General features: G+C 39.0%; 27 protein-coding genes. 12 read left to right on the top strand and 15 right to left on the bottom strand.

Features of this window, described 5'->3' with window-relative positions:
• The coding region (locus tag B2X72_RS05380) for a response regulator (protein ID WP_286848480.1) at window positions 1-1,505 on the top strand (1,505 nt) is incomplete at its 5' end.
• 336 nt (window positions 1,506-1,841) lie between these two features.
• Here B2X72_RS05380 and B2X72_RS05375 read toward each other — a convergent pair.
• Together B2X72_RS05375 and B2X72_RS05370 are read right to left on the bottom strand one after the other, a co-directional pair.
• Entirely contained in the window at window positions 1,842-2,663 is an 822-nt protein-coding gene (locus B2X72_RS05375; RefSeq protein WP_088161979.1) for a helix-turn-helix domain-containing protein, read from the bottom strand.
• Between the two features lie 419 nt (window positions 2,664-3,082).
• Entirely contained in the window at window positions 3,083-3,982 is a 900-nt protein-coding gene (locus B2X72_RS05370) for a helix-turn-helix domain-containing protein (RefSeq protein ID WP_088161980.1), read from the bottom strand.
• Window positions 3,983-4,139: 157 nt separating this feature from the next.
• Between B2X72_RS05370 and B2X72_RS05365 the strand changes: the two genes are divergently transcribed.
• From B2X72_RS05365 to B2X72_RS05330, 8 genes are all read left to right on the top strand, one after another.
• A complete protein-coding gene (locus B2X72_RS05365; RefSeq protein WP_232475549.1) occupies window positions 4,140-4,994 on the top strand; it encodes an aldo/keto reductase in 855 nt (284 codons plus the stop codon).
• Window positions 4,995-5,014: 20 nt separating this feature from the next.
• Entirely contained in the window at window positions 5,015-5,998 is a 984-nt protein-coding gene (locus B2X72_RS05360) for an aldo/keto reductase (protein WP_088161981.1), read from the top strand.
• A 10-nt stretch (window positions 5,999-6,008) separates the two neighbouring features.
• A complete protein-coding gene (locus B2X72_RS05355) occupies window positions 6,009-7,097 on the top strand; it encodes an alpha/beta hydrolase (protein WP_145327128.1) in 1,089 nt (362 codons plus the stop codon).
• A gap of 81 nt (window positions 7,098-7,178) precedes the next feature.
• Window positions 7,179-7,826 (top strand): flavodoxin, encoded by a 648-nt coding sequence (locus tag B2X72_RS05350; protein WP_088163593.1) that lies wholly within the window; start codon window positions 7,179-7,181, stop codon window positions 7,824-7,826.
• Between the two features lie 30 nt (window positions 7,827-7,856).
• Window positions 7,857-8,675 carry an alpha/beta hydrolase gene (locus B2X72_RS05345; RefSeq protein ID WP_244294324.1) on the top strand — a complete coding sequence of 273 codons (819 nt, stop codon included), beginning with the start codon at window positions 7,857-7,859 and terminating at the stop codon, window positions 8,673-8,675.
• Between the two features lie 257 nt (window positions 8,676-8,932).
• A complete protein-coding gene (locus B2X72_RS05340) occupies window positions 8,933-9,373 on the top strand; it encodes a nuclear transport factor 2 family protein (protein ID WP_145327127.1) in 441 nt (146 codons plus the stop codon).
• Window positions 9,374-9,472: 99 nt separating this feature from the next.
• Window positions 9,473-10,201: a carboxymuconolactone decarboxylase family protein gene (locus B2X72_RS05335; RefSeq protein ID WP_145327126.1), complete on the top strand. Its 729-nt coding sequence runs from the start codon at window positions 9,473-9,475 to the stop codon at window positions 10,199-10,201.
• A gap of 108 nt (window positions 10,202-10,309) precedes the next feature.
• The gene (locus tag B2X72_RS05330; RefSeq protein ID WP_088161984.1) at window positions 10,310-10,792 is read left to right on the top strand and encodes a cupin domain-containing protein; all 483 of its coding nucleotides are present in this window, start codon (window positions 10,310-10,312) and stop codon (window positions 10,790-10,792) included.
• A 196-nt stretch (window positions 10,793-10,988) separates the two neighbouring features.
• Here B2X72_RS05330 and B2X72_RS05325 read toward each other — a convergent pair whose 3' ends face one another.
• From B2X72_RS05325 to B2X72_RS05300, 7 genes are all read right to left on the bottom strand, one after another.
• On the bottom strand, window positions 10,989-12,122 hold the full coding sequence (locus B2X72_RS05325) for a hypothetical protein (protein ID WP_145327125.1): 1,134 nt from the start codon (window positions 12,120-12,122) through the stop codon (window positions 10,989-10,991).
• Between the two features lie 309 nt (window positions 12,123-12,431).
• On the bottom strand, window positions 12,432-13,271 hold the full coding sequence (locus B2X72_RS05320) for an AraC family transcriptional regulator (protein WP_145327124.1): 840 nt from the start codon (window positions 13,269-13,271) through the stop codon (window positions 12,432-12,434).
• A gap of 81 nt (window positions 13,272-13,352) precedes the next feature.
• On the bottom strand, window positions 13,353-14,054 hold the full coding sequence (locus tag B2X72_RS05315) for a peroxiredoxin-like family protein (RefSeq protein ID WP_286848478.1): 702 nt from the start codon (window positions 14,052-14,054) through the stop codon (window positions 13,353-13,355).
• Window positions 14,055-14,218: 164 nt separating this feature from the next.
• A complete protein-coding gene (locus B2X72_RS05310) occupies window positions 14,219-15,517 on the bottom strand; it encodes a spondin domain-containing protein (protein WP_088161988.1) in 1,299 nt (432 codons plus the stop codon).
• A gap of 102 nt (window positions 15,518-15,619) precedes the next feature.
• Window positions 15,620-16,183, bottom strand: a complete 564-nt coding sequence (locus B2X72_RS05305; protein ID WP_088161989.1) for a dihydrofolate reductase family protein — start codon at window positions 16,181-16,183, stop codon at window positions 15,620-15,622.
• Window positions 16,184-16,456: 273 nt separating this feature from the next.
• Window positions 16,457-16,669 carry a PepSY-like domain-containing protein gene (locus tag B2X72_RS26610; RefSeq protein ID WP_075993143.1) on the bottom strand — a complete coding sequence of 71 codons (213 nt, stop codon included), beginning with the start codon at window positions 16,667-16,669 and terminating at the stop codon, window positions 16,457-16,459.
• 74 nt (window positions 16,670-16,743) lie between these two features.
• Window positions 16,744-17,325 carry a hypothetical protein gene (locus tag B2X72_RS05300; protein WP_088161990.1) on the bottom strand — a complete coding sequence of 194 codons (582 nt, stop codon included), beginning with the start codon at window positions 17,323-17,325 and terminating at the stop codon, window positions 16,744-16,746.
• 347 nt (window positions 17,326-17,672) lie between these two features.
• Between B2X72_RS05300 and B2X72_RS05295 the strand changes: the two genes are divergently transcribed.
• Window positions 17,673-18,458 carry a serine hydrolase domain-containing protein gene (locus B2X72_RS05295; protein ID WP_286848477.1) on the top strand — a complete coding sequence of 262 codons (786 nt, stop codon included), beginning with the start codon at window positions 17,673-17,675 and terminating at the stop codon, window positions 18,456-18,458.
• An 83-nt stretch (window positions 18,459-18,541) separates the two neighbouring features.
• Complete coding sequence (locus tag B2X72_RS05290; RefSeq protein ID WP_312352736.1) at window positions 18,542-18,781, top strand: hypothetical protein; 240 nt, start codon at window positions 18,542-18,544, stop codon at window positions 18,779-18,781.
• 68 nt (window positions 18,782-18,849) lie between these two features.
• Here B2X72_RS05290 and B2X72_RS05285 read toward each other — a convergent pair whose 3' ends face one another.
• The 6 genes from B2X72_RS05285 to B2X72_RS05260 form a co-directional block, all read right to left on the bottom strand.
• The gene (locus B2X72_RS05285; protein WP_088161992.1) at window positions 18,850-19,620 is read right to left on the bottom strand and encodes a hypothetical protein; all 771 of its coding nucleotides are present in this window, start codon (window positions 19,618-19,620) and stop codon (window positions 18,850-18,852) included.
• Window positions 19,621-19,700: 80 nt separating this feature from the next.
• A complete protein-coding gene (locus B2X72_RS05280) occupies window positions 19,701-20,168 on the bottom strand; it encodes an SRPBCC family protein (RefSeq protein WP_088161993.1) in 468 nt (155 codons plus the stop codon).
• Between the two features lie 180 nt (window positions 20,169-20,348).
• Complete coding sequence (locus tag B2X72_RS05275; RefSeq protein WP_088161994.1) at window positions 20,349-20,987, bottom strand: hypothetical protein; 639 nt, start codon at window positions 20,985-20,987, stop codon at window positions 20,349-20,351.
• Between the two features lie 252 nt (window positions 20,988-21,239).
• A complete protein-coding gene (locus tag B2X72_RS05270; RefSeq protein ID WP_145327121.1) occupies window positions 21,240-21,668 on the bottom strand; it encodes a DinB family protein in 429 nt (142 codons plus the stop codon).
• 84 nt (window positions 21,669-21,752) lie between these two features.
• Entirely contained in the window at window positions 21,753-22,361 is a 609-nt protein-coding gene (locus tag B2X72_RS05265; RefSeq protein ID WP_088161996.1) for a GrpB family protein, read from the bottom strand.
• A gap of 138 nt (window positions 22,362-22,499) precedes the next feature.
• Entirely contained in the window at window positions 22,500-23,390 is an 891-nt protein-coding gene (locus tag B2X72_RS05260) for a DMT family transporter (protein WP_286848476.1), read from the bottom strand.
• A gap of 111 nt (window positions 23,391-23,501) precedes the next feature.
• Between B2X72_RS05260 and B2X72_RS05255 the strand changes: the two genes are divergently transcribed.
• On the top strand, window positions 23,502-23,888 hold a 387-nt coding region (locus B2X72_RS05255), incomplete at its 3' end, for a winged helix-turn-helix domain-containing protein (RefSeq protein WP_286848475.1).

Raw genomic sequence — 23,888 nt, 5'->3', positions numbered from 1 at the left:
ATATGAGTCATGAGATCCGTACTCCCTTGAACGGAGTTATTGGTTTTTCAGACCTCCTCCTCCGGACACCACTGAATGAAACACAGACGCAATATCTAAATTACATCAATGAATCAGGGGAAAACCTCCTTAGCATCATCAATGATATACTGGATTTTTCTAAAATAGAATCCGGAAAAATGGACCTTTTGATTGAAAAAAGTGATGTGTATGATATGTTAAGCCAAGTCATCAATGTTATTCTTTATCAATCCCAGAAAAAAAACATCGAACTTCTTCTCAACGTTGAGCCTGGCCTCCCAAAAATACTTTTCATTGATGAAGTCAGATTAAAACAAATCTTGATCAATCTGTTAGGAAATGCTGTAAAATTCACAGAAAAGGGCGAGATCGAACTAAAAGTAGAGAAATTGCGCATGGATGATCATACGATTGCCTTGCGCTTCTCGGTAAGAGATACTGGAATCGGCATTCCTATAGAGAAACAGAAATATATTTTTGATGCCTTTACCCAGGAAAACAGTTCAATCAGTAAACGATTTGGCGGCACAGGACTGGGACTAACCATCTCGAACAATATCTTGGGATATATGGGAAGTCATTTGTCGCTGACCAGCGAAATGGACAGCGGTTCTGTATTTTTCTTCGATCTTGAGGTTCCTTACGAAATGTCTGAATGGAAAGAAGAGGATGAAACGACAATTAAAACTGCCTTAGTGGTGGATGATAATGAAAGCAACAGGATTATTCTTGAACACATGCTTACCTATAAAAATATCAAATCCACGTTAGCTTCTAATGGAATGGAAGCCTTGGATATCATGTTGAAAGGTGAGCGGTTCGATGTCATTCTGATGGATTATCATATGCCTATCATGTCCGGATTGGAAACAATAGAAAAAATAAAAGGCTTGTTAAATCAGCGAAAAGAAGTTGCTCCATTTATAGTACTTTCGTCTTCTTCGGAAGAATTGGATATACTTACATCGGTTAGGAAAATAGAAAATACACATTTGCTATTGAAGCCTATAAAATCACATGATCTATACAAAACCCTTAAAAAGGTAGACCGAAGTACAGTAATAGAAATTATTCAGGATCAGACTGAGAAAGATTCGCATGCATTTGCGCGAGAGTTAGACGTACTTTTGGTTGATGATAACCCAGTGAATATGGTCCTGAACAATAGGATAATGAAGTCTCTTGCTCCCAATATACTTCTAACGGAAGCAGCTAATGGTTTACAGGCTTTGGAAGAATGCAAAAAAAAGCAGTTTTCCCTTATTATTATGGATGTACAAATGCCGATCATGAGTGGTATTGAGGCAACACAACATATTAGAATGCTGTCTGCATATCAACATATACCTATCATAGGCGTTACCGCTGGAAATGTGCTGGGGGAAAAAGAAAAATGCCTTGAATCCGGAATGAATGACTTTCTTCCCAAACCGATACGGCGGGCAGACCTTCTTGAAGTACTCAAAAAATATATTAGTGTTTAGTAATTATGGCTGTTCGAATCTGAATGGTCAACGGTATCAGAATATCTACTAAGATCAAGATACAGTAGGTACCCAAATAGAACAATAACGCCCAATCCGATAAAGATTGGACGTTGTTGTTCTAAGAAAAAAGATGATCTATTTCAGTAATTCTTCGCACTATTACTTTTTTCTGAAGAATTTTATTTGTTCAAGTCTTACACTGCTTGCTCTTCGGAGTATGTTGTTTTTGGCAATTGTTCGATTGCTTTTCAATCTTTTGGCCTGTTAGGAAATAATAAAATATTTCTTCATCCCTATTGTCGATCCCTAAATGGAATAGATTAATTCATCAAACTAGATTTCAGAAGGTGTTATACCATATTGTTTTTTAAATGCAGTTGAAAAATGGGACGGGTTTTTAAAGCCTACTTCAACGTATACATTCTGCACCTTTTTACCTTCTTCTTTTAATTTGACATACGCCGATTCCAACCGCTTTTTTATCAACCATTTTTGAGGACTTAGCGTACTAATTTTTGCAAAGTCACGTTTAAATGTTGCCAGGCTTCGACCGGTATAGGCCGCAATTTGCTCCATTGTCAGATCATCCATATAGTGATCATTCAAAAATTCCAACATATCTATCTTCCAAGGATCAGCGAAATCAAATAATATCGGGAAGAAAACATCAGCGTTATTGAGTAGAGCATAAATACCTTCGAGCAGTTTCAAATGTGTCACTTCTTCCGTCGGTTTTACATTTTCCTCAAAATATGGAGTAAGCGAATTAAACAAACTCGCAATATCTGGCTTTGGTTCTATCTTAAATACATTTTTATCTGAAAATGCTTCTTGTTTAGGAAGCTTAGATTTATTCAGCCGGCTGTAAAACTCCCTTAGAACACTTCGGTTGAATGTTAATGAAATCCCCTTATACAGATCATTCCCCTTGCTATTTTTATACATCAACAAACGATGGTTACGCCGAATAAACGCACATTCTCCAGCTTTTATCTTAATTTTCTTGTTTCGATCTTCAATAATCTGTTCACCTGAATATACATACACTAATACATGTTCAGGCGCAGCATGAATACATTTTTCGCTAAAGTCTGAAAAGCAAGAAAGGAAGATACCCCAATAACTTATCGTTTTTAATTTATCAGCGTGTTCCATCGAATAATATGCTATTTTTTTCACAAAAGTAGTAAATAAGCAAAGTAAGTTCTTTACGCTGAAGCTCAATTAACATTTCTGAAAAGCTCATTTATTGCTATCCTTACGCTTCAGGGTCTATGGTTTAGGCTATAAACAGGACACTATTGAACAAATTTCAATAATGGATGCCATTGCTCTCTGGGGACCAATAATGGCACATTTTGGATTAGGTTCAAATATCCTTGTCAATTCTGACCGAGCCAGAAAAGAATTGGGATGGCGCCCTAAATATGATAACCTGTCGCAAGAAATAGCTTCTAATTGAACAGACACTGGCTCCTCCTCACTTTTGATGGTCAAGACGAAGGATATACCATAGCCTCTGCTATTCTTGTAATTTTTAAATGAGCAGAATATCAAGGCTTCTCATTTTAAAACTAATTCAGATTGACATTCCGGTACTCATTTGGGCTATAACCGACACGGTTTTTAAATAAGCGACTAAAATGCTGCGGATATTTAAAACCAAGTTCAAATGCAATTTCGTTAATAGTCTTATTCGAATCGAATATTTTTTCCTTGGCAATCTCGATTAACTTATTCTGAATATATTCCTGCGCAGTCTTCCCTGTTTCTTTCTTAACGAGGTCACCAAAATAGTTGGCAGAAAGAAATAATTGTTCAGCAAAGTAGGCCACAGTTGGCAGACCGTATTGTTGTGGTTCATCTGACTGAAAATAAGCATTCAAAATCTCTTCGAATTTTTCTATAATACCCTTATTAACATTTTCGCGCGTTATAAATTGTCTGTCATAAAACCGTTGACAATAATCTAGGAAAAGCTCGATGTTGGAGACAATGAGCTTTTTGGTATGCTTGTCGATACTATGAACCAGTTCATGCTTTATTTTGTTGAGGCAATCCATAATGACCCTCCTCTCCTGCTCGGAAAGATGAAGCGCCTCGCTAGCTGAATAGGAAAAGAACGTATAGTTGGCAATCTCCTTTGCCAACGAAGTACCATAAAGCAGCTCTGGATGAAATACCAATGCTGTCCCCTGAGGCTGGTAGAATTCCGTGCCATTCTCCCCAATGACCTGCCCCGGAGCCAAAAATATCAATGTTCCCTCTTCATAATCATAATTCTTAAGTCCATACCGGAGATCTCCGCATTTTATTTCTTTAAAAAACACGGTATAGAACTCATACCTGAGCTTTGACAGTTTACGAGGATCAGCTTTGCTCAAATCGACAACACTGACCAAAGGATGCAATGTTTCATTGTTATTGAAATTATTGTATTCGCTAATACTCTTAAAATTGATGATCTCTTCCATTTGCCTGAATGCTATGAAACAAATTTACAAAACTGAAATCCAATAATGTATTGAATCCGTAATATTGGTAGAACTATCCGTAATCCATCTACCAAAACCTTAGCCTGCAAAACCGAACTTTGTTATCATTGGATTGTATACTACATAAACGATTTTCATGATGTATAAAGTAAAACTAAATAACGGAATTGAAATGCCTATCCTTGGTTTCGGTGTTTTCCAGATAAAAGATGCCTTAGAATGCGAACGTGCTGTTATTGATGCCGTCGAAACTGGATACCGGCTAATTGATACCGCGGCCTCTTATTTGAATGAAGAAGCAGTAGGAAAAGCGATAAAAAATTGCGCTATCCAACGTGAAGAATTATTTATCACGACCAAACTGTGGGTTCAGGATACGGGATATGAGAAAACCAAGACCGCTTTTCACCGCTCGTTGGAAAGACTGCAATTGGACTATCTCGATCTGTATCTGATCCACCAACCTTATGGCGATATCTTTGGATCGTGGAAAGCGATGCAGGAACTTTATGAAGCCGGTAAAATAAGGGCTATCGGGACTGCTAATTTCCAGCCGGACAGGGTGATGGATCTCATTGTCAATAGTGGTTTCACTCCGGCTGTCAACCAGATCGAAACACATCCTTTTCAACAGCAAATTCAAAATCAAGCTTTCCTGAACGAAAATAATATCCAGACCCAATCCTGGGGTCCTTTTGCAGAGGGGAAAAACGATATTTTCCATAATAGAGTCCTTAAGTCAATAGGAGAAAATTACAATAAAACTGTTGCACAGGTCATCCTCCGATGGCTTGTGCAACGGGACATCATTGCTATCCCCAAATCTGTTCGTAAAGAAAGAATAGGCGAAAATTTCCAGCTATTCGATTTCGAACTGACAGAGAAGGAAATGGATGCCATAAGATCCCTGGACACTGGAGAAAGTCTATTTTTTGATCACCGGGACCCTAAGGTGGTCAGATCGCTGAGTGAAAGAAAACTTGATATCTAAAACATTAAATTGATACTAAAATGGAAAAAAGAAAACTGGGAAATAGTGGACTTGAAGTGTCCGCACTTGGATTAGGCTGCATGGGTTTGAGTTTTGGCTATGGTCCGGCTACGGACGAAAAAGAGGCAATTCAATTAATCCGCGCTGCTTTTGAATCTGGAATCACCTTTTTCGATACCGCTGAATGTTATGGCCCTTTTACCAATGAAACCCTACTTGGACAAGCATTGGAGCCATTCAGAGACCATGTGGTGATCGCGACTAAGTTTGGTTTCGAAGATGGCGATTCAAAAAAAGGTTTGGACAGCAGTCCTGCCAGAATCAGAAAAGTTGCTGAAGCTTCCCTCCAACGTCTGCGTACGGACCGAATCGACCTGTTCTATCAACACCGCACCGACCCCAATATCCCTATTGAAGAGGTGGCCGGAACCATCCGCGATCTGATTGCTGAAGGTAAAGTAAAACATTGGGGACTCTCTGAAGCGGGAACTGAAACGATCCGTCGAGCACATACAGAGCAGCCCCTAGCGGCATTGCAGAGCGAATACTCGCTCTTTTACCGTGAACCTGAAAATGAGATCATCCCTACACTGGAGGAGCTTGGGATCGGTTTTGTGCCCTTTAGCCCCTTGGGAAAAGGCTTCTTAACCGGCGCAATCAACGAAACGACAAAATTTGACCCGACGGATTTCCGTAACATCGTACCACGTTTCTCGGAAGAAAATCGCAAAGCGAATCAGGTTCTTGTAGATCTCCTAAAAACGATAGCAAGTGCAAAAGATGCCACTCCAGCGCAAATTGCATTAGCATGGCTGCTTGCTCAGAAACCATGGATTGCCCCAATCCCGGGAACGACAAAACTACATCGCCTGAAGGAAAATATTGACGCCATTGCTGTTCAGCTAGATACAAAGGAAATACGGGAGATCAACCAGGCTGCTTCAGCAATTACCATCCAAGGCGAACGATATCCTGCTGCTTTACAGAACAGAGTCGGTAAATAAAAAATAAGCTATGCGATTGAACAGAATAATACGAAATATTACAGCCTCTGCTGCCCTATTCATTTTATCGATGACCGTACATGCCCAGAAAAAGCAAAAGCCTTTACTCATTGATGATCAAGGTAGCTTTGCAGTTGGTGGTACTATCAAGACCGAAGCTGGGCACTTGAACGTAAATGATGCCCTGAATCCTCAAGGACAAACTTTCCATGGTGATCATGCCTACGTTTTCTATCAAAAACCGGTAAAAGCCCACAAGTATCCTTTGGTATTTCTGCATGGTGCAGGCCAATCAAAAAAAACATGGGAAACAACAGCAGATGGTAGAGAAGGTTTTCAGAACATTTTCCTCCGCCGGAAATTCTCAGTGTACCTCATCGACCAACCCAGACGTGGGGAAGCCGGAAAAAGCATGGTAGAAGCAACGATCAAGCCTATGGCAGATGAGCAGTTCTGGTTTACACAATTTCGTATAGGCAATTACCCCAACTATTTCCCGAATGTTCAGTTTCCAAAGGATAGTATAGCATTAGAACAGTTCTATAGACAGATGACACCCAATACGGGTGCTTTCGATGCAACCGTTATTACCGCAGCGGTATCCAGTCTATTTGATAAGATTAACGCCGGAATCTTGGTCACCCACTCCCAGGGCGGAGGCCCAGGTTGGCTGACCGCGATCAAAAATGATAAAGTCAAAGCGGTCGTCGCATACGAACCATACAGTGGATTTGTATTTCCAGAGGGCGAACTTCCGCCTCCCATAAAATCCGCGGGGTTGTTTGGTGAACTCAAAGGGGTTACAATCCCCCTCTCTGATTTTAAAAAGCTGACCCAAATCCCAATTGTCATTTACTATGGGGATAATATTGCCAAAGAGCCGACCAATGTATGGAACAAAGACCACTGGCGTTCGGGGCTGGAAATGGCCAGACTATGGGCCGCGGCAATTAATAAACATGGCGGAAATGCGACGGTAATCCATCTTCCTGAAGTTGGAATCACGGGAAATACTCATTTTCCTTTTTCGGATCTCAACAATTTGCAAGTTGCGGATGAACTATACAAATGGTTAAAACAAAAAGGACTGGATAAGTAATAATGGTAGTACTATCCGTAATCCGTCTACCTAAAAAGAAAGTTGATTTAGGGAACTTTGTATAAATCAAAAACGATGCAAATGAAAACTAGATATTTATATTGCCTACTACTTTGCCTGTTGTTTGCGGTAACTTCCTGTTCGGGAGCAAATGAAGCCACATTTGAAAACAAAGGTTTCCCGATAGCTCCCTGTGATTCGCTAAATAATCAGGAAGTTTTGGTCGTTTACCTATCGCGGACGAAAAATACCAAAGCTGTCGCAGAGATTATCCATCGGCAGGTAGGCGGTGATCTAGTTGGTCTTGAACTCGAAAATCCTTATCCCGCTCACTATCAAACCACCGTCGACCAGGTTGCCGAAGAAAATAAAACGGGTTATCTGCCGCCACTAAAAACGAAAATAGACAACATAGGAAAATACGACTTCATCTTTGTGGGGTTTCCAACTTGGGGGATGCAGCTCCCTCCCCCCATAAAGAGTTTTCTAAAACAGTATGATCTAGCAGGAAAGACGATTGTCCCTTTTAATACAAATGCCGGATATGGCGTTGGGAGCAGCTTTGACACGATCAAACAACTTTGTTCCAAAAGCAAAATATTGGAAGGGTTTACAACAAAAGCAGGGAAAGAACGGGACGGAATCCTCTTTGTGATATCAGGTGAAAAAGAAAAACAGCTTACCATTCAACTTGCCCAATGGCTTGAAAAACTTGGATTCACAAAATAATAAGAAGTGGAAAGCATAAAATTACAATCAATGAAACAAATCAAGTATATCATCGTAGCCATGTTTATGGCAACGGGGCTCATTACAGAAGCACAGGACAAATCAAAAAATCCATTTGGCCTTGTGTATGGTGATGCTATAAAGGAAAATGTAAAGGGAAAAGTAAATATACATCCTGTGAGCTATAAATTAAACGGAATAGCTATCGCTGCTAATGTATATACTCCGACGAATTATGACCCTTCAAAAAGATATCCTGCCATTATAGTCGCACATCCCAATGGCGGGGTCAAAGAACAAACTGCCGGTCTTTATGCACAGCGACTTGCAGAAGCGGGTTACATTACAATAGCCGCAGACGCCGCCTATCAGGGAGCCAGCGGTGGCGAACCCCGCCATACCGACAAACCCCAGTTCAGAACAGAGGATATCCATGGCATGGCAGACTATATCGCTGGTTACGCTGGTGTCGACCCGGATCGTGTCGGTGCACTCGGGATCTGCGGCGGCGGTGGTTATACCCTCAAAGCAGCACAGTCTGATAAACGGCTAAAAGCTGTTGCTACACTGAGCATGTTCAACTCTGGTGAAGTGAGACGCAACGGTTTTCAAAATTCCCAGCAAAATACAATCGAGCAACGATTGAAACAGGCATCAGATGCCCGGGCACAGGAGGCAGCAGGCGGAGAAATCAAGTATTCTGGCGTAGCTAGTATAACCGACGAAGAGATCGCCAAAACTCCAACAGATCTCTATCGGCAAGGATTTGAATATTATTATCGGACGCACGCCCATCGGAATTCAACGTTTTTATATACAACCAGCAGCTTGATGGATCTGATGACATGAGATGCGACCGATGGTATCGAACTAATCGATCAGCCCTTGTTGATGATCGCTGGAAGCAAGGCAGATACCAAGTATATGACCGATGAGGCTTTTTCAAAGGCTAAAAACGCAAAAAACAAAGCGCTCTTTTTACTAGAAGGAGCTACACACATTGAAACTTACTGGAAAAAGGAATACGTCACAAAAGCTGTAAATAAATTGGTTGAGTTTTATCACCAGAACCTTCAATAAAAAATACACTATATTTTATTATGATTATGAAAAAATTATTACTCGGCCTCTGTTTGGCCCTCTTCGGAATTCAGATCTCATTTGCACAATCGCCTGCTGATCAGGAAATCATCAAACTTTCAAAAGATAAATGGCAATGGATGGCCAACAAAAATGTCGGTACATTGGACAGCCTTTTTCATGAAAATTCAATGTTTGTCCACATGGGGGGATCCTGGGGAAAACAAAGGGAACTTAATGTCATAAAAAGTGGCGGAATCTGGTATAAAAAGGCTGATATCCATGAAGTATCAGTCAATATCATTGACAATACAGCTATCCTACTCAATAGAATCGACCTACTTGCTATCGTTGGTGGTAACGAGGTAACCAATCCCTTTATGGTTACGGAAGTCTACGTAAAACAAAATGGCACTTGGAAACTAGGATCACTGTCGTTCACCAAACTACTTACTCCTGGGAACTAATAACGATTCAACCAGTGATATCTTCGTAAAGAATGCCATCGCTAGTCTTTCTACTCCAAAAAGAGATGAAATAGAAAGAATCACTAATAGAGAATGATCATGAAGAAACAAAAGTATATTATTGCGTTATTATTCACTTTATTTTGCTTTTATTCCGTGTTATACGCAAGTCAGAATCGCGAAAATCCGCCATTAAATAACAAAAAACGTTGTCTTATTACCATTGCGGCCACCGCGGCCAAAGGTGACCTGTCAACATTAAAAGATGCACTCAACAAAGGACTCGATGCCGGACTGACAAGTAATCAGATTAAGGAAAGCATCATACAGCTCTATGCTTATGCCGGCTTTCCTCGTAGTATACGTGGATTGCAAACCCTGATGGCCGTACTTGAGGAGCGCAAGACAAAGGGCATCAATGATCCAACAGGCCCTGAAGCATCACCTATTCAAAATGACCAGCCAAAATATGATCGTGGCAAAGCGATTTTGGAACAGCTTACAGGAGTAACCGAAAAAGATCCAAAAACTGGTTATGCTGCTTTTGCTCCAACTATTGAACTATTTTTAAAGGAACATCTATTTGCTGATATTTTTGAACGGGATATTCTTACCTACGCTGAAAGAGAACTGGTAACAATCTCTGTACTAGCCAGCATAGGCGGCGTGGAACCGATGCTGAAATCGCATTTGGCAATTTGTTTAAATGTAGGTTTATCGAAAGAACAATTACAGCAGTTTATAATTATTATTAAATCTACTGTGGGCAAAAAAGAGGCTATAGTTGCACAAAAAATATTCGATGAAGTATTAGCGAATAGAAAGTAATCTAACTGCTACTATAAAATTTGCGGTCATTAAAGCGACTATAACAAAAAAATAAACGAGCCTAAAATGGGTTACTTGGGGATAAACTTTATTTAAAAATTTAAAATCATGAATTTAAACAATACAACGATACTATTTCTGACGGGAATCTTGGCAATTTCATGTACTCAACAGATCAAACCACAAAAAACTGAACAGCACAGAACGCATGATCCTATTTTTTCAAAAGGTGAAAGGATTACAAATGACAATTTCACAGGAACAGTGTGGTTAAATAATCTAGTAACCGCAGATCGGATCAATCAGAATGCTGTTGGAAGTGTGACCTTTGAGCCTGGTGTCAGGACCAAGTGGCATTCTCATCCGGCGGGACAGATTATTCTGGCATTGGATGGTGTCGGCTTCTATCAGGAAGAAGGTAAGGAAAAAATAATCCTCCGTAAAGGAGAAGTTGTAAAATGCCCAATAGATGTTCCTCATTGGCATGGCGCGAGCGCTGATTCTGCTTTTGTACAGATTGCCATTACAGGCAGGGAAAAGGGAGAAACAGTATGGCTTAAACCTGTGACAGATCAAGAGTATAACAATTAACCTAAATAAGATCTCTTTTCTCGATAGTAATATATTCATCCTTTTCGGCCTGAATAAACGAAAGTGGGCATTCAATATCGGTTAGAAAATGTATACTTAATAAGCATGTCAATTTTATAGACAAAAATTGGAAGGATCTATATGAATCAAACAAATAAGCCGGCTGTATTATAAAAAGCCGGCTTTTGAAAAGGATTTAATGATCCTGTTTACCGCTTTTGGGTGTTTTGGTAATATTGGGGATGAAAACCAAATATTCGTAACCTTTTATAATTCTTTCCAGCTCCAAATCCTCTACCTTAAGCTTCTGTTTAGAGATTGCTTGTTGCAAAGGTCTCAAATTATAAGCATACCAATTGTCATCTTTTACAACGGTTAAAAACGATTTATATTGATCCAAATCAGCCAATGTTTCACCCTCCCCCTTTCCGATGAGCATAATATGTAATGACTTCCGGTAATTTGCCTCTTCAATATTGGCAACCAGGTTACCAACATCGAATACTTCCATTAAACTCTCTCCTTTAGGCATGTGATTAGCGCCATATTTGAAAAGATTCTTCTTGTCTTTCCATTCGGGAAGCTTCTCAAAAACCAGATGTTTGATATATTGAATCCTTAAACGATGAATTCGATTTAAATATAGATCTCTGCTTAATTTTAGCGCTTCAAGCTGTTCTTTCTCAATGGCGGATAAATTGAGAGCGGTCAATGCATTTATTTTTTCTAAGCAATCATCAGAGAACAAATAGAATCTGGTGTTATTTTTTGTGTCAAAAGCAGCAGAATTAGCAATCATCTGTGTATAAATTTCTTTTGCTTTAGCACTTCTGGATTGCATACTTAATTCCGAAAAAAGCAAACGATCTGAAAATAAACTAATTTGTTCAGCGCCATAGGTTTTGACATTCTGATCTACTATGTTTTTAAATAAGTCAAACTCAGCCTCACCTTGTAAAAAAGATAAGGCAGAACCCGACTCATTGCGAAATTTGTCCAGTTCAGGAGGAGTTAAGGATTTAATTTTCTTTGATATTGTATTGACTGTATAGGGATCAATTTCCAGAATATAGTTGTCGAACTTAATATTATTGACAACCGCGTTTGTGAAATAAGGAATTTCGCTGGTGAAATGCTGCTCGCCCAATAATACGGAGTTGTTTTTTCTGATTTCATCTAGCAAAGTAGTCCATCCTTTGCCGTCAAAAGCGTTCTTATTGTTTTTTTTAAAGGTCGAATAGTTATTTTGAATTAAACTATCCATTAATGAGGTTTGTGCACGACCGAAATTGGCAATAAATAGGGTTAAAATTAGGATTTTGGTTTTCATTATCTATTTTTTGAAAGATACTCATTTAGCCCGGACAATGCTAGTTATTTTTTATATTCTAATTAACTAAAACAAAACCGTCGTATTACTTTGATTCAATCCTGATACGGGCTATAGAAAGTTTAAACATATGAAGCTTTTGACCAATGAATCGATTCCTATTTTTGAAGATTTTATAGGTCATAAGTTAGCACACAAATTGTTGAAAACAAAGAAAATTATAGGGCAGTATTTGCCGTTTTTTTATATTATTTATAGCACCTCTTATTCATGGTCAACATGACCGTCTGTATTTAAACGCAATAATGATCAAAGGTTCTTAAACGCAGAAATATTTGTTCCGGAGTACATTTTGAAAAACCGGCTAAAATGAGCAGGACTTTCAAAACCAAGTTCGTAAGCTATCTCTTTCGCTGACTTCTCGGTATAATGGAGATACCTTTTAGCCTCAAGAATTATTCTGTTGCGGATTAGAATAGATGGCGCCGACTGTTTCAACAGCGCAAATACATTGCTTAGCGTTTTTGGTGATTTGTTGAGTGCAGCGGCATAGAACCTGACTTCATGTTCCTCTTTAAAGTTACATTCCAGTAGCAACGCAAATTTTCTCACAATATCCATTCTTTCGTCGGGGAATAGCTGATAACTTTCACTTTGGAGCTTTGCTATCCTTGTGGTATTGATAATCACTCTCTTAAGAAGGGTGCGCAGCATTTCACCCTGGAAATTATCTTTTACCATCATCTCATTTGAAAACACATTCTCCAGATGAGACATTTCTTCCACAGCAGTTTCATTTAATACAATGAACATTGGATGTCGAATACCATAGAACAGAAAACCAACACAACCGACCTCAGCATCGTGGTCAACGATACAATAGAACTCCCTATTAAACTGCCAGGCAGTCAGCACATCGGGCTGTTCAAATACAAAATGTTGATTGGAAACCAAAGGAAGTATACACCTTGATGGCATCGTATAGCTGATCTCATCGATCGTCACTTTTTGTTCGCCGCCCTTATTATAAATAAATGTATTGATTGGCAGGGAATTCGCATTACGAAGTCCCCTGCCTGAAAACTGGTTGTTGTCACTGTGCATCACAAACAGTGCTGCTGTTGCGTTATCGCTATACTCCCTAATCATGTTGTCATTTACTTACGACATTTCAATACGCTTAAATTTAATCATTTTCTTGTAAGAGCCTAACGCCCACAAGCTAGAAATTTACAGATCTTCTTTAATGCTGCTTGCAGCAGCAAGCAGCAGATTGGAGGATAATCTTTGTTTAAAATCGGGATTGATAAATTCAAAATGAATTGTTCCCTTTTGATCAAGTATAAATACTGATGGAACCGGAAGCAGCAAGTCGGTGTCTTTGCCTCCAGTTGTTTTCGGTAGCATCTCCCAGTAGTCTTTCGGAGCTTTATACGCAATCCCCATTTGTTTCGACAGTGAAAGATCTGCGTCCGATAAAAGTGTATAACTTAATTTTTCTTTCGCTACAGCTTTCATTAATCCCTCGGATTCGTCTGTACTTATGGCAATCAACTGATACCCCATTTCTTCCAAGCCGGGAAAGGCCTCTTGTAAGCCCGAAAGTTGTCTGGTACAATAAGGACACCAGCCACCGCGGTAGAAAACCAAAATGGTCGGCTTTTGGGAAATCGCTCTATTGAGATCAAACCTTTTACCTGAAACGTCTACCAATCCTGCCATCGGTATTTTTTCTCCACACAATAACGGACTGATGTCTTCCGGATTTTGCGGAATTCGATAAGGGATTTGCTTCATATCCATTTTATCTATCCTGCTGTCAGCTCTCCGCATGCTGGACCGCGCCTGCGCATTGGCTATGCTTGCGATGCAGGTCGTGAACAACAGCAGCGCAACAAACGCAGCTAATTTTGTTTTTATAGGATTTTTCATTTTATAACACGTTTATTACTTAATAAATATTGAATCGATACTTTTTGCCCGTGGAAACTCAATCGATACTTTAGCCACTGCATGTAATAGGTTGCTGATCGTCCTGTCTCTAATAAGGACAATAATAGCCACGAGATTTTCGTTCGTATAACCGGCCTCAAAAATTAGTTGATTGTTACTTTAATAATGCTAGAAATTGATGGCAGTGTGGTGAACCCATTTGGATTAGGCACTTCTCCAATTGGTTTACGTTCGGTCACAGGAGTGCCACCTAATCCTGCCTGCTCATTGCCAGCTCCGGGAAACTGATTAATCGCTGTCCCATTGTCAAACAATCCGATTGAATAGGATACATCTCCTTTTACTGTTGCATCAATTCCATTATCTTTTGTTGCAAAGAACCAATCGTTGGAAAGGCCGTACATGCTTGCAATGGCAATTCGATCTCCACTCGCTATACTTAACTGCTGTGAAACGCTACTTCCTGCCTGCGCTCCGATTTTAGGAAGTAATACTGTTGAGCTAGCCGCCGGAAGGATATACACCGCTTTTACACCGGAGAGTGTTTTAAGATAAGCCGCCAGGCCCGATGCATCACCTTTTTGCGCTAAATCTTTCAGTCCTTTACCACGGTCATTTTCACCGATTTTATATATTGGGTTTTCGATGCCTTTATATAGCACCACCAAAACTGGAGATAATGGTGTAAAAATACCTGTTTGTGTATTAATGTAATTACCCAACACGCTATTGTCTCCCATCTCCGCAATATTTGTCAAGCCATTTACACTTGGTTTTCCTACTTCAAATAATGGATTAGGATTTAACAGGTTCCCTCCCACGCTATATGAAATTGCCCAAACTCCGGGACTGAAGGGGGTCGGATTGGTCGTACCGCCCGAGACATTAGTGATTATAAGTGTAAAATTGGAATTACCTTCATAATGAAGTGTTGCTTTCATTAAAGTAGAAGCTGGAGCATAAGTATTGCCCTGTGCATCGGTTCCGTTTACTTCCGTAATAGCTCTTGGAGCAGTTTCTGTTGTTCCCGGGTGAATTACAGCTGCACCTGGCATCTGATTGATACGAGTACCATTATCCCATAATTTAATCTGTGCCGAAACATCGCCCTCAACCGGAGTTCCATTGTCCTGATACAGCTTTATGCCAGGATTTTCGGGAGCAAAAAACAAGTCATTCGACCAACCATACATCGTTGCAAAGCTCAGCGCTTGTCCTTTGGCTGCAGAAAACTTAATGGAAATTGCTTCGCCAGGCATAACCACTGGCGAAGCACCAGTGTTTTTAAAGCTACCGGACTCGACCAATAGTTTTGAATCCAATACATTTTCTATCGTAATAGTTGTCGCCGACGTTGATGGCATAGCATCATTTTTATTGCAAGCGATAATTAGCAAAGGGATTGCTGCCATAGCCCACAAAATTGAATGTTTATGTTTCATAATGAATTCTTTTTAAATTACATTACAAATGTAAATTTCATGGGAGGAGCTGTAGGTATCTGAATTTCCCGCTGTGTTGCCGATATTTCCCGAGGGAATAATTTATGAGGAAGTAGATGTTGGACTGTACTGATAGTACAGGAGGACTGAACCACTAGAGAAACACCTTGTTTTTAATAGTTTAAAAACTATTCTATCGCTTATATGTTCGAATAGTGAAAGCCCCTGTCCTACCACAACGGGATAAATGCACAATTGAAGTTCGTCGATCAAATTGAGATTCATCAGCTGGACAATTAAGCTTCGACTCCCAACCAAAATATCTCTACCGGGTTGCTGTTTCAATTTCAATATTTCATCTTTAAGCATCCCTTCGGCCAATTTTGCACTCGCCCAGTCTATATTTTTCAGGCTGTTTGAAAAAACAACTTTTGGAATTTTATCGATAGCCAATGCAAAGTCATCCATTGATTGTTCACCTGAGGGATTTTTCACAAAAGGCCGCCAATATTCCATAAGCTGATAGGTAATCCTACCATATAAAATGACATCAGCGCTATTTAACAGATGCGTATAATGAAGATGTATTTCCTCGTCGGGAATGCCTGCTGTATGATCACAAAACCCGTCAAGGGTCATATTGAATGCTGCAATTACTTTTCTCATGTCCTTCCAATAAGCTTCTTTTACACCGTAAATCTAACATTTTACACATTGAATAGGCTTTGCATAAGACAAGAAATAAACCGGGGTAATGATAGAAAAGAAAGCTAACGTTTCAAAGAATAAATAATAGCCACCGAATAAAATTGCAGGTGGAAGGAATTAAAACAAAAAAGTCAAACCACTAAAGATAATTACCGTTGAAGGGGGGAGCATAAAGCTGAGCTCCCGCCCCTTTTTTAAAATATGAAGTCTATTTCAGATCATCGAAGCAGGCTAGTCACGATCTGTTCTCACAAATTGTCCATTGAAATCGAAAATAAGAGCATCTCCACCCCTAATATCTATTCGATATGAACTGCGTTTTTTTTCGATAAACTCAACCTGATTCCCAGGATGATTTTTTATGATAAAAGTTAAAATACTCCTTCTGACATCCTGGGAAGAAAGTTTTTCACCCTTGCCGGTTACTAAATTCCAATTGACCATATGATTTAAGATTTAAAATGTTATAATAATCTAAACCTATCCATCAATTTGGGAAAGAAATGGGAATTATTTATCTATTTTCCCAATCTAAATCCAACCGTTATACCGCCCATAGGTGTAAATTCGCTTTGGCTGTCATAAAAACTCACACCTGGCCCGATACCTACATTCATCATAAAACGCTCGCCATAAGTGCGCTGTATACCCCACATTGCGCCTAAAGTTAGGGTGAAATCAGCAACATACATATTATCACTTTTCAATATGGACGGACCAGCGGCTCCAAGCACCCCAGCAATATAATTGCCGGAATTGTGTGCTATTTTTTTTCCTTTCTGAAGCCTTTTATTTAAATTATAATAATGCCGCACTTGCATATCGACCGCTGGACGAAATGCATATCCCCACTCAGAATCTTCATGATGATAATCGTTAATCGTTATCGATGTTTTACTGTATAATAAACTTCCTGATAAAGGTCCTGAAAAGCGCAATGTTGTTTTATTTCCGATCCCCATTTCGTAAGACATATTGGTCAGGATATTGTAGGCAAACTGGTGATCCTCAACTTTGGCTTCAACTGCTGTATTCGTTTGTGCAAAAGACATCGAGGCAAAAGCCACCATCATAAAGAGTGTAAAATAATTTCTTTTCATTAATAATTAATAATTTGACACCGCAAAGATATTAAAATAAATAATGTGTAAAAATCAAACTCCTATTGTCAAATCGAAGGCATTTCGCTTCAAAAATAGAACATCAATAAATACAGACTCAGTTTATTAAATAAGCTCGATGTGCTATTTCACATATTTAACCATCAAGATTATTATTTTAATTCTTATTTTCACAAGCGCAACAGGCAACGAAATCCGTTACCCCTACTGCGAAGTCGATGCATTTGCAGGTGCAGAGGCGATTGCTAGTGAAGTAGCAAAGAAATATACTTAGCAAATGCTAAGAGAGTTTTTGAGTCTGAGGCACAATGTTTAGAAAAGAACATATGAAAAAAATAGTGTTATTAAATACCTTATTTACTCCGTTGATCGGATTTGCTCAATTACAGACCGTTTTTAAACAAAAAGTAGATTCTATTTATGATAAAAATAAGGATGCTGTGGGGATTATTGTTCATGTAGAAGCACCGAAACATAATATTTCCTGGAGCTATGCAAAAGATGTAGCAGACACCAGCACGAACCAAGCGCTAGAAGACCAACAGCCTGTTTTGATTGCAAGCAACACGAAACCCTATGTCGCTGCAGCAATCCTAAGATTGGTAGAAAAAGGTGAACTTTCTATTGATCAACCAATTGCAAATTTATTATCAAAAAAAACACGTCATTTATTTGAAAGCGATGGTTATAATCTAGCGGTAATTACGATAAAGAATTTGCTCTCACACACTTCGGGAATTCAAGATTATGTAGATGAAGCTTATTTTGAATTCGTCAATCAACATCCTAAATATAAGTGGAAAAAAGACGAGCAGATCAAAAGATCCATCGATATCGGAAACCCTCAGCCTGTCGGTGAAAAATTTAGTTACGCTGATATTAATTATTTACTTCTTACCGAAATTATTGAGCAAAAAACACAGCAGCCATTCTATGCAGCCATCCGAAACTTACTTAGATACAAAGAATTAAACCTAACAAAGACATGGTTTATAAACGTAGAACAATATCCTGAAAACCCCTGCCTCTCGCCCATCAGTACGCAAGCAAGTACAACTGGGACTCGTATGCCATTGATCCTTCATGGGATCTGTACGGAGGCGGTGGGATAGCAGCGACAGCCAAAGAGGCAGCCCTATTTTTCCAATATGTATTTGACGGAAAAATCATTCAGGATAAACAACTTCTTGAAGCGATGCATACCTACGTCTTACCACCAGATAAATCTAAATACTGTTTAGGAATTTATCATTTTGACATGGGGTTCAACGCTTACTATCATGGCGGTTGGTGGGGAACAGATGTCATCTATTCACCGGAGTCTGATGCGACTATCACTGTCTTTACGCTGCAAAAAGGATTTCAGCATGTCATCAATCCATTTATCGGAAAAGAATTTCAAAAGCTATTGATTGCTGAATCAGCAATAAAATAGCAGCTGGCTACAATACTATGGAAAGCTTAAACTTTGATTGCTAAACCACTATAATTTACCAGTAAGCACTAGACAGGCAGTCGCTTACGATATTGGATATAGTATACAATTACATTTAGCAAAACAATAAGAGCCGCTATTATAGCCGCTATATATACAGTGCTATTAACTAATTTATTAGCAACTGAAATTGCTATTAAAGCCCATACAGCTACAAGTCCAAATAAGGGCATATGACGTTGCCATATCATCAATAAGTGAATGATTAATGCAATTGCAAACATGATAATAACCCATGTTGTAGCTGATAATCCAAAACCGTCCCAGCCTATCTTCGTGAGATAGGCTGCAATGTCGGCAATCAAAGCCACTGAAATCCATCCTGCATAAAGTTGAAAAGGGAACTTAAGAAATATACGCTTGCTGCGTGCAGCATGAAACACAATAGATTGTGTATGGTGAATTATCTTTAATAGCGACACAAAAAGTAAGATCATTAATAAAATAGTCAAAAAGGTATAGTCATACAACCAGGTAATGACCCATAGACTATTTGCTAGACAAGAAATCAAGAACCACCATCCGACTTTTAAAACTACTTTTTCCTTTTCGTTTGTCTGTCTGACAAAAGGACCAAAATAAATTACAAATCCAAACAACCCCAAATAAATGAGGCCCCATATGGTAAAGGCATATCCCGCGGGTGTAAATAGATTTTGATATTTAGCAGAAACCGTTGCCATGGTCTCCCCATTAAAAATTCCCGTATTGGATAGGTAATTAATAATCACCGTAATGACCAAAGCAACTCCATTGGTTATTTGATAGATTTTCTTCATTGTATACAGCATAAAATATGTTTAAAAGCTCATTTGACCTCCTTCCGCCGGTCACGTGAACTGCAATAGACTCGTTATCACTAATTCTTAGTTTGATTAAATAATTTTTCTAAAACCTGATAACGGTAATCGAAGATTTGCTCCAACTTTTTTTTAACAAAAACTCCATGCACAATTGTGCCTAGAATTCCCAAAGGCAATTCATAATCTACCCTGTCTTTCATGAGCACTCCTTTTTCATTCGGAATAAACTCATGAAAATGATTCCAATAGGCATAAGGTCCCTCTAGTTGAAAATCAGTAAAACTTTTATTCTTTTCCACTTGCGTTATTTTGGTCTTCCACTTCAGCGGAAACCGAAGGATCGGAGATACCAAATAATCAATGATCATTCCCTCAGAAATTTCTTGCCGACGAAAGTCTGAGACGACAACAAACCCCATATCTTTTGGTGTAATTTCTGAAAGATTCATGGGTGAAGAAAAAAAAGACCAAGCGGTATCCAAATCGCAGGCCAATTGTTGTTCTCTATATATTTTGTACCTCATTACCTCATCTTATTTGAACTAACTTTATTGCTTGTCAATATAACAACACTACCACAAATTAGTTTACAAATATACTATAAAAAACATTTAACGAGGCTATATTATTATCATAAAGAATAATTATATACCAATATAACGATTTAATTTAAAGCTAGCTTTTAAATATACTTTTATCGATGGTTATTTAGTGGACATATCCTTTTCTAGAGCCTTAATAAGGGCTTTCGTATAACTTTTAGAAAAATCAGCTAAGCTGGAAGGGTTGATTGTTTCAGACTGCACACTCCAAACCAGTTGTTCGGAACTAACGTCATATAGATTGCTTTCCAGATAGTACATTTTATCCGTGGTATAATATCCAGGATCGTATGCAATCGGGTACCAATGGGAGTAATAGCTCCAAAAATTACCATACCATCCAAACCTCGGATAAGGCATATAAGGTCCACTTCCCGGTACATATCGGGTTTCGCTGGTTTTGTCGATCAGGGTAACAGTAAAAATAGCATCCGCATTCAGACTGTGTACTGCTTTCATCACTAAATCTCTATTTTGACTTTCATCTTTGGTGAACGTGCGTTTAAAAACATCAGTACTTTTAATAGCCTTGTAGCCATGCATGGAAGCCGCTTCAGCCAAATTGGATTCAATGACTTCCTGTGCTTTAGCATGGTTTGTCATCGCAATAATGAATATTGTTTGGTATTGTTTTGGAGTCAGATCTCTATTTTTATAGACATCTGTTATCCTTGTGGAGGTACTACAAGCCAACAATAAGAAGCTTGAGACAATTGCGGTTAAAAATGACTTCGATTTCATATATTTTAAAAATTAGTGTCCTTTTGAAGTGTAGCAGAGAGTCTCTTCGTATTTTCGTGGGATATGCCAGTACATCGATCTATTTTGGGTAGTCTTAGCGTAAAAACTATAGAACCACCTATTAGACAACAAGTTTACACTGACAATTGTTTTGCAGTTATTAATTATAAAAGAAATACTTTAATTCTTAATTGATATTATCAAAAAGGTCCTTGAGAAGTAAGGACACCACTCATCAGGGATTAAATTTCATCATTCAGGCAAAATCTGATTTCTGTGATGCTTCAAATGCATCACATAGTCATGCATTAAAAATTCGAGGCTATGGTCATTACAAGTCCTTTGTGTCAGTTTATTCGCAATTATATGCTGAAACAAAAACAACAATTGCTCGTTTACCGATCGCCATAGATTGCATAATTTAACGGTCTCAGCATGTTGATAGTCAGCAGATGAACAGTAGGCTACCTGATCATAGTATATTTTTGGATTTTCTTCAAATTGAGCTCTTATAAACCGTCCGTAATTTACAAAAGCGCTATCGACTAAATGACCTAGAATTTCTTTTTTACTCCACTTATTTTGTCCCAATTTCATATTAAAATCGTCCTCGTTTAATTCCATAATTTGCTGGGTAAAATCATGGATAATATCCTCAAATTCTGACAAAAATGTACTCATACCTAAATCTATCTCTTATTGCACTAATTTCTTAACAATGTAATCCCTTGCCTCCACGCTATTGTGCAACGTTCCATTGTTCTACTATTTTATTGTTCCGTAAACTTTTTTGTACCATTCCACAGCTTTTGCTTCGTGCTCTTTCAAAAATTCATCTTTGGCGTCATTATAGTCGTTCCCATCTTTCCATTGCTGGAGTACCAACTTTTCTTTGATCGCCTGATACTGATCTCTTACTTCTTCATGTACACGCAGATAATCGCGAAACGCGATATGGCGCAACCAGTGTTCTGATTGCAAGGGTATGCTGTGAATATGCGCTATCCGTAGCGAATGATCATGCAATCGTACTGGAATTTCATCGTCGGGTGCAATGTGCTCTGGCAACCCCAATACTTCAGGCCGATCAATCAGGGCGACAAAAAAACGTCTGTAAGGCATATCCTCATTATATTTTTCATAATATACATAGCATTTACCCTGCAACAGGAACGGAATGCGATCAAGGTCATTTTCTTCCTCAAGACCGATCAATATATCAATGATTGGTTTGGCAGACAATCCCTCAACGGCCGTACTGCCTATGTGATCTACCCTCGACCTTATAGGTTTCAACAATGCAAGAAGTTCATTTTGAATGCTGTCGAAATTCGCTTTCCATATCGGATTATAAGGTTCAAACGGTAAAATCATACGCTATTGTCTTTGTCAATACAAGATAATAGACATCATTCGATCAAATACACCTCGAACGATGCCCTAAAAGTTAAAGTTAATAAATTTATGGTTTTCCGAGAGAACCTATAAACCAGTTCTATTTTTCTAATGCATTTATTGGGCAAATTTCTTCGTCGCTACGACACAGAGGATAACACCAACTGTTACAGCAAGCATGCCAACACTGACTTGTTCATGAAGAAGCCAGGCGGCTAAAGCCAAACCAAAGAATGGCTGTAATAACTGTAACTGTCCGATAGTCGCCGTGCCACCTTGGGCAAGTCCTTTATACCAAAAAACAAAGCCAATAAACATACTGAACAAAGAAACATAGGCTAAACTAGCCCAGGCGCCCATAGGTACAGCATCAAAAGTGGATGGAAGATAGATAAAAGTAAGTGGCAACATCAGCGGCAGCGACAAAACCAGGGCCCAGGAAATGACCTGCCAACCACCCAGTGTCTTGGTCAATTTAGCGCCTTCAGCATAGCCCAAACCACAGAGAATGACCGATAAAATCATTAAAACGTCACCTAAAGGTGAGGCTGTTAGTCCTTGTGCCAGCGCATAGCCGATCACCAGTAGGCTCCCTAAAGCAGAGAACAGCCAAAAGATTGGCTTCGGACGCTCGCCACCGCGTATAATACCAAATACGGCTGTCGATACGGGCAAAATACCGATAAAAACGATAGAGTGCGCAGACGTGATGTGCTGCAGGGCTAAAGCACTCAGTAAGGGAAATCCAACGACACATCCTATTGCAACGATGCATAGCGAACCCAATTGTTTTCTTTCTGGGCGTTTTTCCTTAAAAACGATCAATGTTACCAGTGCCAATATACCTGCAATCGAAGCTCTGGCTAGCGTCACAAATACGGGGTCAAATGCTAAAACCGCCATTCGTGTTGCCGGCAACGAACCACTAAATAATACCACCCCAATAAAACCGTTTAACCAACCGCTTGCGGTATTTTCCTGTAATTTACTTATACTTAATTGCGCCATGTATCAATCTTTTACACAAAGTTCGTCCATTACAAGAACTAAGCACAGTCACAGTTTTTGATAATTCAATGGACACAGTTACCTTTGAAGACAGATATTAATCCTTATTTTATGAAAAAAGATTATTTGTATAATGAAATAGCAGACAATATTGCGAATAAGATTAATTCAGGTGTCTTAAAAGCTGGCGAGAAACTACCTTCAGTGAGAAATCTAAGTGCTGAACACGGTATCAGTATAAATACCGCAAAAAGGATATTTTTAGAGCTTGAAGGACGTTCACTTATACGGTCCAAACCTCAGTCCGGCTACTTCGTTAGTCCTCCAAACTATTTGCAGCTTCCTTTGGCCGCAGCCAGTCAACCTATTCCAATCGCCAATAACCGAGAACCAGATCAATTAATGAATAAGGTGTATTCAACCATGGGGCGCCGGGATTTAACCTTATTTTCCATCGGTGTTCCTTCGGGAAGTCTCCTGCCTACCGCAAAATTGAAA

It is taken from the genome of Sphingobacterium sp. UBA7253, assembly GCF_002472745.1.
Taxonomy (GTDB): domain Bacteria; phylum Bacteroidota; class Bacteroidia; order Sphingobacteriales; family Sphingobacteriaceae; genus Sphingobacterium; species Sphingobacterium siyangense.
This window is presented reverse-complemented; position numbering and strand designations above follow the sequence as displayed.